This is a genomic window from Microvirga arsenatis, from assembly GCF_009910705.1.
GTDB classification, from domain to species: Bacteria; Pseudomonadota; Alphaproteobacteria; order Rhizobiales; family Beijerinckiaceae; genus Microvirga; species Microvirga arsenatis.
Map to the genome: position 1 here is coordinate 59,229 of NZ_JAAAXJ010000017.1, position 7,791 is coordinate 67,019.

Below are 7,791 nucleotides of genomic sequence, written 5' to 3' on the forward strand. Positions count from 1 at the left end.
CGGTAACCGGAGACCCCATGAACCGGCTGCCCCCATGGAGTCCAACCTCCGGCCGACGTCGTCCTTCAGGATTAGGCGGCCTGACGGGTGAAATGGTTCGGCCCGATTTCGACGACACGATCCTGCAGGAGCCTGGCTTCCCTGCGGATGGCGTCGACCGCGCGGGGATCCAGCCGCGCGCCCGGATCGTCGAAGCGGATTTCGGGATCGGGGACGGCCGACAGCAGAAGGCGCGTATAGGCGTGCTGCGGATTGGTCAGCACCTGGTGAACATCGCCCCACTCGACGATCTGACCCGCATACATCACGAGGATGTCCTCGGCGACATAGCGCGCGGTTGCGAGATCGTGGGTGATGTAGAGCAGCGCGACGCCGAGATCCCGCTTCATCTCGTTGAGCAGGTTCAGGACCTCCAGACGCACTGACACGTCCAACATGGATGTGGGCTCGTCGGCGACGATCACCTGAGCGCCCATGGCCAGCGTCCTGGCGATGTTGATGCGCTGGCGCTGCCCGCCGGACAACTCATGCGGGTGTTTGCGCACCACGGCGCCGGGATTGAGTTCCACGCGGCGCAGGAGATCGGCGATCGTCTCGTCCACTGCCCTGCCCTTAAGGTGCGGCCGTCCAAGCGCGAGCGGGCGCCTGAGGATGAAATCCACCGTGTGAGCGGGATTGAGCGATGCGAAGGGATCCTGAAAGATCATCTGGACAGCACGCCGGTACTCCTTGAGACCGGCGGCTCCTATCGCGTTCAGGTCCTTGCCGCGAAACAGGATCCTTCCGCTGTCCGGCCGATATTCGCGCATGACGAGGCGCGCGCAGGTGGTCTTCCCGCTGCCGGACTCGCCGACCAGCGCCAGGGTCCGGCCGGGGTGCAGCGCGAAGGAGATGTCATGAGCTGCCCGCACGGCCTTGCTGCCATGACCGAAACTCTTGCTCACCTGTTCCAATGCGATGATCGGCTCTTGAATCATCCCGATGCCCTCTCCAGCCTCGCCGGGTGCCCGTGCAGCGATGGGAACGAGGCCCAGAGCTGTTTCGTGTAATCATGTTGGGGCCGGTGATAGATCTGGTCCGATGTGCCCTGCTCCACGAGATTGCCGCGCAGCATGATGCCGATCCGGTCGCAGAACTGCACCATCAGCCCGAGATCGTGGGTGATGAACAATACAGAGAACCCGCGGCTGCGGCGCAGTTCGTCGATCCGCTGCAGGATTTCGCGCTGGACGACCACGTCGAGCGCCGTCGTCGGCTCATCCATGACCACGAGCTTGGGGTCCAGGGCCATGCAGATCGCGATGACGATGCGCTGGCGCATGCCGCCCGAGAACTGATGCGGGTAGTCGCGCATGCGCTCCGGTGGGATGTCGACGAGCCTCAGCATCTCGGCGGCGCGCTCCCGCGATTGCGCCTTCGAGTAGCCGCGATGCCGCTTCAGCAGGTCGTGAAACTGCGCCTCGACTCTGAGGACCGGATTAAGGGAGTTCATGGCGCTTTGGAACACCATGGCGACTTTGTGCCATCGGAACTCCCTCAGGGCCCTGTCATCGAGGTCGAGCACGTCCTGCCCTTCGAAAAGGATTCTGCCCCGGCGGATGAGGGCCGGCGGCTTGTGCAGACGATTGATCGCATAGGCGATCGTGCTCTTGCCGCAGCCAGATTCGCCGGCGAGCCCAAAGACCTCCCCGGGCGCGATATCGAAGCTGACATCATCCGCCGCCCGGAAGTCGGTTTCCGCTCCGATGTAGTCGATGGTCAGGTTTTGGACGGAAAGCAGAGGATTGACTGTCATAGTCGGCCCTCCCCTTGCCGCATTAGCAAGGACCAGCGCGACAGGGTGTTGCCCGTGCGCAGACGCGGATTGGCGACCTCGTCGACCGCGAAATTCAGGAGCGACAGACCTGCTCCAAGAGCGACCAGGGCAAAGCACGGGCTCAGGATGTCCCACCAGGCGCCTACCTGCAGAGCCGAGGCATTCTGCGCGTTGAAGAGCATCATGCCCCAGGAAACCGTCTTCGGATCGCCGAGCCCGAGGAATTCAAGGGTGGCCTCCGTGATGACCGCGAAAATCACGCTGCCCACGAAGTTGATCCCCACGATGGAGATCACGTTCGGGAAGATCTCGAACAGCATGATGCGCCAGGACGGCTCGCCCAGCATCTCGGCAGACTTCACGAAGTCCTTCTGTTTCACTGACAGGGTCTCAGCGCGCGTGACGCGCGCACCCCATGCCCACGAGGTGACCCCGAGGATCAGGGCGATCACCCAGGGGCTCGCCTGTCCGATGAAGGCTGCCAGAACGAGAAGCAGCGGCAGGTTCGGCACCACGAGCACCATGTTGGTGAAGAAGCTGATGACCTCGTCCGTTCGTCCGCCCTTGTATCCGGCAACGATGCCGAGGATGGTTCCGACGGCCGTGATCAGCAGCCCGGCCCCGAAGCCCACTGCCAGCGAGGTGCGGGCCCCGTAAAGGAGGCGGGCGAACACGTCCTGGCCGATGCGGGTCGTTCCGAGCCAGTGGTCCCAGCTCGGCGGCTGATGGGGACGCCCAACACGCCGGGTCGGATCGTACTCTGTGAGCCAGGGCGCTGCGACCGCCAACGCCACGATGATGGCTACGATGACAAGCCCGGTCAGCGCCTTTCTATTTTGCGCGAAACTTTTCAGAACGGCTCCCATGTCAGGCGCTCCGCAGGCGCGGATCCAGCAGGACATAGCTGATATCCACGATGAAGTTGGCCGTGAGCATGGCGAGCGTCATGATCAGCAGTTGCCCCTGGATCACGGGATAATCCCGGGCGAGGATCGCCTGATATAGGGTGTTGCCGAGCCCTGGGTAATTGAAGACGACTTCCGTCACGAGGGAGCCGCCCAACACGGTGCCCATGGCGATGGCCAGGCTACTAACCGTGGGGAGAAGCGCGTTGCGTGCGGCATACCAGAACATCACGCGGCTGTTCGACAGCCCCTTGGCCCGCGCCATGACGATATAGTCCTCGCCCAGAAGATTGATCATGTTGTTGCGCATGGTCACCAGGAACCCGCCAGTAAGCACGATGGACAGGGTCAGGACCGGCAGGATGCCATGGCGGACGACGCTGGAAACATATTGCCAGGAGAAGGCAGGATCCAGCGCAGGGTCGGCCGCATAGCCGGTCGGAAACCAGTTGAGCTCGAATCCGAAGAAGAACAGGGCCATCAGAGACAGGACCATGGCCGGCATGGAAGTCGCCATGATCGCGCCGACAGAGAACACCACGTCGAAGGCGCTTCCGCGCCGCCAGGCAGCCATGATGCCCAGGACTGTGCCGAGGGTGAAGCTGATGAGCGTCGCTGTTCCCATGAGACCCACGGTCCAGATGAGGGCACGGCCCAACAGCTCCGTCACGGGCAGCGGATAATACTTGATGGATCGGCCGAGATCGCCGGTGAAGACGCTCTGCAGATAGGTCAGATATTGCTGCCAGAGCGGCCCATCGACGAAGCCGAAGGTCAGCTTCAAGGCTTCGAGATTCTCGACGGAGAGATCGCCCCCCGCGCTCGAGAACATAATCTCGATCGGATCGCCGGGCATGAGCCTGGGCAGGAAGAAGTTGACGGTTGCAGCAGCCAGAAAAGCCGCGAGATAAAATCCCAAGCGCCTGAAAAGAAATGACATCTAAACCTCGGAGTGGGGAAGCGCGAGGCCGCTTCCCCATTGCACTTGATCACTTCACCGGCTTGAGCGCCAAGAGATGGAGCAGCCGTGCGGGGTTCTGGCGCGAGATCGTCGGGTTGACGAAGGGGTTCTCGCCGCTGGCCCAGCCTGTGAAGCGCTTGGTATTGTACTGGTACCAGGTCGCGCTGTTGTAGACAGGGAAGATCGGCAAATTCTCCGCGACGATCCTCTGAGCGCTGTTCATGATAGCCTTCTGCTGGGCCTGATCCGGCGTCTGGGCGAATTTCGCGAGCAGGCCTTCGAGCTCTTCGTTGAACCAGCGTTGCGCTGTAAACCGCGTCTTTCCGGCATCGGCCCTCGTGAAGGCGCGCTGATAGAGATAATACGGCGAGGCCGCCACCGAGATGCTGTTGATGGCGGCATCGAAGGATCCGCTGATCAGGTTCTGCGACCAGACCGCCTCCTCGGGCGTACCCATACTGGCATTGATGCCCGCCTCGCGCATGCCCTCGATGGCAATCTGCACCGTATCAATCCAATCGCTCCAGGCGTTTGGCACGATGATGTTGAAGGCGATCGGCGTACCGTCGGGATTGTCGCGGAAGCCGTCCTTGTTCTTGTCAACGTATCCGCTCTTGTCGAGAAGCGCCTTGGCGCCATCCAGATCGTAGGTCGTGTACTTGCCGAATTCGGCCTTGACCTTCGGATCAAGCCACATCTTGTAGACCTCGCCGAAAGCGGTCGGGTCCTCATTCAGGGTCGGGTAGCCGTAGCCTGCCACGTCGACCATGGCCTTGCGGTCCAGCATCATGCTGACCGCGCGGCGGAAGTTGAGATCCTTAAAGGCCTTGCGGTTGTTCTCATTGGAGGTTTCCTGGTTGAACAGGAATTCCACCATGCTGCCTGCCACGTACCAATATTTGTGGTGTTGTGGGTCCTTGGCGACAAAGGTCTTCTCCACGTCCGGCAGGAAGGCGACGCCCCAGTCGAGCTGGCCGCTGGCGGAGGCGGCCAGGATCTGGTTGTTGTCGGCAAGCTGCGGAAAGCGCATGCAGTCGACGGACAGCCGCGCCGCATCCCAATAATGTGGATTTCGGCATTGGTCGTAGGTCTGCGGCGTGAACCGCGTCACCTCCGTCATCGGGCCGCTTCCGACCGGGTTCTCATTAGCGAATGTCGCCGGCTCGGTGACGCCCTTCCAGACATGCTCCGGCACGATCGGCAGGGCGATGAGACGATCGACCGCGAGCGCGCTGGGCTGGCGAAGGGTAAAGCGCACGGTCTGCTTGTCGATTTGCTCGACACCGCTGATGAACTGCCAGATCGAGACGAAATCAAGGGCCGGGTATTGCTTGATGTAGTTGTAGGTGAATACGACGTCGGCTGCCGTCAGAGGCTGTCCGTCGGACCACTTCAGGCCGTCGCGCAGCTTGAACTCGATGCTCTTGAGATCCTCGGCGAGCTTGTAGCTCTCGGCGAGGCGATAGCTCGGCTTGTTGTTGTCGAGACGGTTGAAGATGATCAGCGGCTCGTAGATAAAGTCGAGCGTGCTCTGCCGCGCTGATGTCTGGTTGAACGGGTTAAAGTTGCGTACCCATGTGGTCGCAGGCTCGATGTTGACCGTGAGCACGGTCTGGGCGGCAGCAGGGAGCGTTAGGGCTCCCAGCATGGTCATAGCCAGAAGCGCGGAAGATGGTTTCATTGCAGTTCCCTCTTTTTGTTGAACCTTTTTAGGCACGCGGATGGCTCTCCTACAGAAGCCGTGCGAAGATATCTTCGACCTCCGCGTGAAGCTGGTGCACATCAACCTTGAGCGAACCGAGGCGTCGCTTTCCGGCCTCGATCCGCTCCAGGGATTGTTGCGACAGCGGGCGGGCAGCCCTTGCGGCCGCGAGGCTTTCTGACGTCGTGCCATGACTGTGCAGGGCAATGTCGCATCCGGCATCGAGCGTCTGGCGCACACGCTCCGGCAGCGGTCCACGCAGCGATTCCATGAACAGGCAATCGGAGATGAGCACGCCCTGATAACCGAGCTCACCTCGGATCAGGTCGTTGCAAATGATGGGTGAGACCGAGGCCGGCTGCTCCTCGTCGTAGGCGGAATAGACCACGTGGGACACCATGGCCCAGGGCGTGTTGATTAGATCCAGGAACGGCTTGAAGTCCGTCGCCCGAAGAACGTCTCGGCTTTCGTGCACCACCGGCCGCTCCTTGTGGCTGTCGGTCGTGGCGCGGCCGTGGCCGGGGATGTGTTTCATGACGGGCAAATTTCCCACATCGAGCAGACTGTCGACCACGACGCGGCCGAGAGCAGCCACCCGCTCCGGATCCGGGCCGAACGAGCGCGCTCCGATCACGGCACTCGTGGTGTCGAAGACGAGATCGAGGACCGGCGAGCATCCGCTCGTCAGTCCAAGCTCCGTCATCATGGCACCCATGGCCTGCGAGGAGAGTCGCAAGGCGTGCTTGGCGAGGTCCGTGTCACGATCGGCAAGTCGCGAGAAATCGCCGAAGGAACGGAACAAGGGCCACGGGCCGGCGTCGAGATGCTGCACCCGCCCACCCTCCTGATCAGTGAAGACGGGTGCATCGTCCCGCCCGACCGCTTCGCGGAACTGCTCCACTAGTGCCTTGATCTGGTCCGGCGTCTTCAGGTTGCGTCGTCCCACGAAGAGACCATACGGATTCGTTTCACGAAACAGCGCGATCTCATCGGCAGTGAGTACCGGGTTTGGAATGCCGACGAAGAGTGCAAGTGGAACGGTTTGGGGCATCGGACACTATGTGTTGGAAGTTGCAGTTTTTATCCGCGACGGCACCTGGGTCACGGCGGCCGGTTTTGGTGTTCGCAGCATGTCGGCGTAGATCCCCTTGCCAGGGACCGGAATCTCGATCGCACCGACTAGGTCCATATAGAATCGAGCAGGGCCGGCATCACCGATAATGGAGTATGCATAGCCTGTGTTCTTCATGGCGAGGAGCGTCTGGCGCAGCAGTGCGGCACCTATGCCTTGTCCGCGGCGAGCCTCTGCGACTCCGGTTGGGCCGAAGAATCCTCGTGCAATCGCATCGTAGCAAGCGAAGCCAACCAGTTCGCCCTCGCTGATCGCGATTAGACAGGAGGATGGCTGATGACCGATGGCGACGGCAGCTTCGCTCGCCCAAGTTTGGCTGAAGTGCTGCTCAATCCAAGCCAAGACGATGTGTCGTTCAGGGGCAAGCACCGGCCGGATTGTCAGATCCGCTCGTTCAGTTCGCTGCACAAGGCTTTTAAACCCTGGAGCATATAGACTGACAAGAAGGTCGCCCATGCATATTCCACAATTAAGAAATAGATATTCTTATAGTGGATGTAATTAGGATCAACTCGGTTCACGCCGTCAAGTATGTTTTTGGGGCGCTTAGGAGGACTAATACCTCACCTGTGGTTGATAGAACTCATAGCACCTGTTCCCAGAGTACTAAGGCCGTTAAGTTAGCTCCGGGTCGATTTGGGAGTTTCGGCATGCCCGCGGAAGATCTCTATTGAGGGCCTCAAGCATGCTCCGCTCATCAGCCTAGCTCGTGCCCGCGATATCAAAGATCGTGACGTAATCCACTGACGTGCGGATCACGGGCAATCCCATTGTGACATTGATGCCTTGCTGTCCGGGCCACTCCCCCGGTCTGGTGCAGGAGGCATCGAAGATTTAGGGGCTCACCTCGTCCTCCAAATCGCTGCCCCTAGACCCGGCCGCCCGCATGGAAAGTAATCGCTAACTGGGACTGATCGCTTGCGCGGGTGCATTGTCAAAGGGGATCGGCCAAGCCCATGCCGTCGGCAATGGCTGGGGAAGAAACTACGATGAACCCGATCGCGGCGAGCAGAAAGACTCTCATGGCGCTACCTTCACCAAGAGGATAGAGCAGCACCGTAAACCGCAGGATCTTAGCAAACCTGTTCTGCCTGTCTCGGGCAACTCTCCAAGTCGAACTTGTGCGGGAACAGGCCGCTCCACCGAAAGCTCTCTAGTTCGGCCTGACCGCCCTCCCGCTCAGGCTGCCTTGCTCAGGTGCCCCTTGAGTTCGGCAATCTCGGCCCGCAGGGCCCTGATCTCGGCGATGAGGCGCTCGTCGGCATGCGCCGGGTG

At 61.0% G+C, this 7,791-nt stretch carries 8 protein-coding genes; all 8 read right to left on the minus strand.

The features are described from left to right. Window positions 1-71: 71 nt before the first annotated feature. The 8 genes from GR303_RS20490 to GR303_RS25345 all read right to left on the minus strand — a co-directional run bounded on the left by GR303_RS20490 (window position 72) and on the right by GR303_RS25345 (window position 7,350). A complete protein-coding gene (locus tag GR303_RS20490; RefSeq protein WP_161725378.1) occupies window positions 72-974 on the minus strand; it encodes an ATP-binding cassette domain-containing protein in 903 nt (300 codons plus the stop codon). Then, on the minus strand, window positions 974-1,795 hold the full coding sequence (locus tag GR303_RS20495) for an ABC transporter ATP-binding protein (RefSeq protein ID WP_161725362.1): 822 nt from the start codon (window positions 1,793-1,795) through the stop codon (window positions 974-976). The genes GR303_RS20490 and GR303_RS20495 overlap by 1 nt, the downstream gene beginning before the upstream one ends. Then, window positions 1,792-2,682, minus strand: a complete 891-nt coding sequence (locus GR303_RS20500) for an ABC transporter permease (protein WP_425487127.1) — start codon at window positions 2,680-2,682, stop codon at window positions 1,792-1,794. The genes GR303_RS20495 and GR303_RS20500 overlap by 4 nt, the downstream gene beginning before the upstream one ends. Before the next feature lies 1 nt (window position 2,683). Beyond that, a complete protein-coding gene (locus GR303_RS20505) occupies window positions 2,684-3,661 on the minus strand; it encodes an ABC transporter permease (RefSeq protein ID WP_161725363.1) in 978 nt (325 codons plus the stop codon). A 49-nt stretch (window positions 3,662-3,710) separates the two neighbouring features. Next, window positions 3,711-5,363: an ABC transporter substrate-binding protein gene (locus GR303_RS20510; RefSeq protein ID WP_161725365.1), complete on the minus strand. Its 1,653-nt coding sequence runs from the start codon at window positions 5,361-5,363 to the stop codon at window positions 3,711-3,713. 49 nt (window positions 5,364-5,412) lie between these two features. Further along, on the minus strand, window positions 5,413-6,435 hold the full coding sequence (locus GR303_RS20515) for a glycoside hydrolase family 3 protein (protein ID WP_161725366.1): 1,023 nt from the start codon (window positions 6,433-6,435) through the stop codon (window positions 5,413-5,415). 6 nt (window positions 6,436-6,441) lie between these two features. Next, window positions 6,442-6,972, minus strand: coding sequence for a GNAT family N-acetyltransferase (locus tag GR303_RS20520; RefSeq protein ID WP_161725368.1), 531 nt, complete (start codon window positions 6,970-6,972; stop codon window positions 6,442-6,444). 246 nt (window positions 6,973-7,218) lie between these two features. Beyond that, window positions 7,219-7,350 carry a 4-hydroxythreonine-4-phosphate dehydrogenase PdxA gene (locus tag GR303_RS25345; protein WP_161725381.1) on the minus strand — a complete coding sequence of 44 codons (132 nt, stop codon included), beginning with the start codon at window positions 7,348-7,350 and terminating at the stop codon, window positions 7,219-7,221. Between the last annotated feature and the right edge of the window lie 441 nt (window positions 7,351-7,791).

What these genes read in the sequence shown, in the direction of transcription:
- GR303_RS20495 (WP_161725362.1), bottom strand. Translation starts at nt 1,795, where the DNA reads ATGACAGTCAATCCTCTGCTTTCCGTCCAAAACCTGACCATCGACTAC.
- GR303_RS20520 (WP_161725368.1), bottom strand. Translation starts at nt 6,972, where the DNA reads ATGGGCGACCTTCTTGTCAGTCTATATGCTCCAGGGTTTAAAAGCCTT.
- GR303_RS20505 (WP_161725363.1), bottom strand. Translation starts at nt 3,661, where the DNA reads ATGTCATTTCTTTTCAGGCGCTTGGGATTTTATCTCGCGGCTTTTCTG.
- GR303_RS20500 (WP_425487127.1), bottom strand. Translation starts at nt 2,682, where the DNA reads ATGGGAGCCGTTCTGAAAAGTTTCGCGCAAAATAGAAAGGCGCTGACC.
- GR303_RS20510 (WP_161725365.1), bottom strand. Translation starts at nt 5,363, where the DNA reads ATGAAACCATCTTCCGCGCTTCTGGCTATGACCATGCTGGGAGCCCTA.
- GR303_RS20515 (WP_161725366.1), bottom strand. Translation starts at nt 6,435, where the DNA reads ATGCCCCAAACCGTTCCACTTGCACTCTTCGTCGGCATTCCAAACCCG.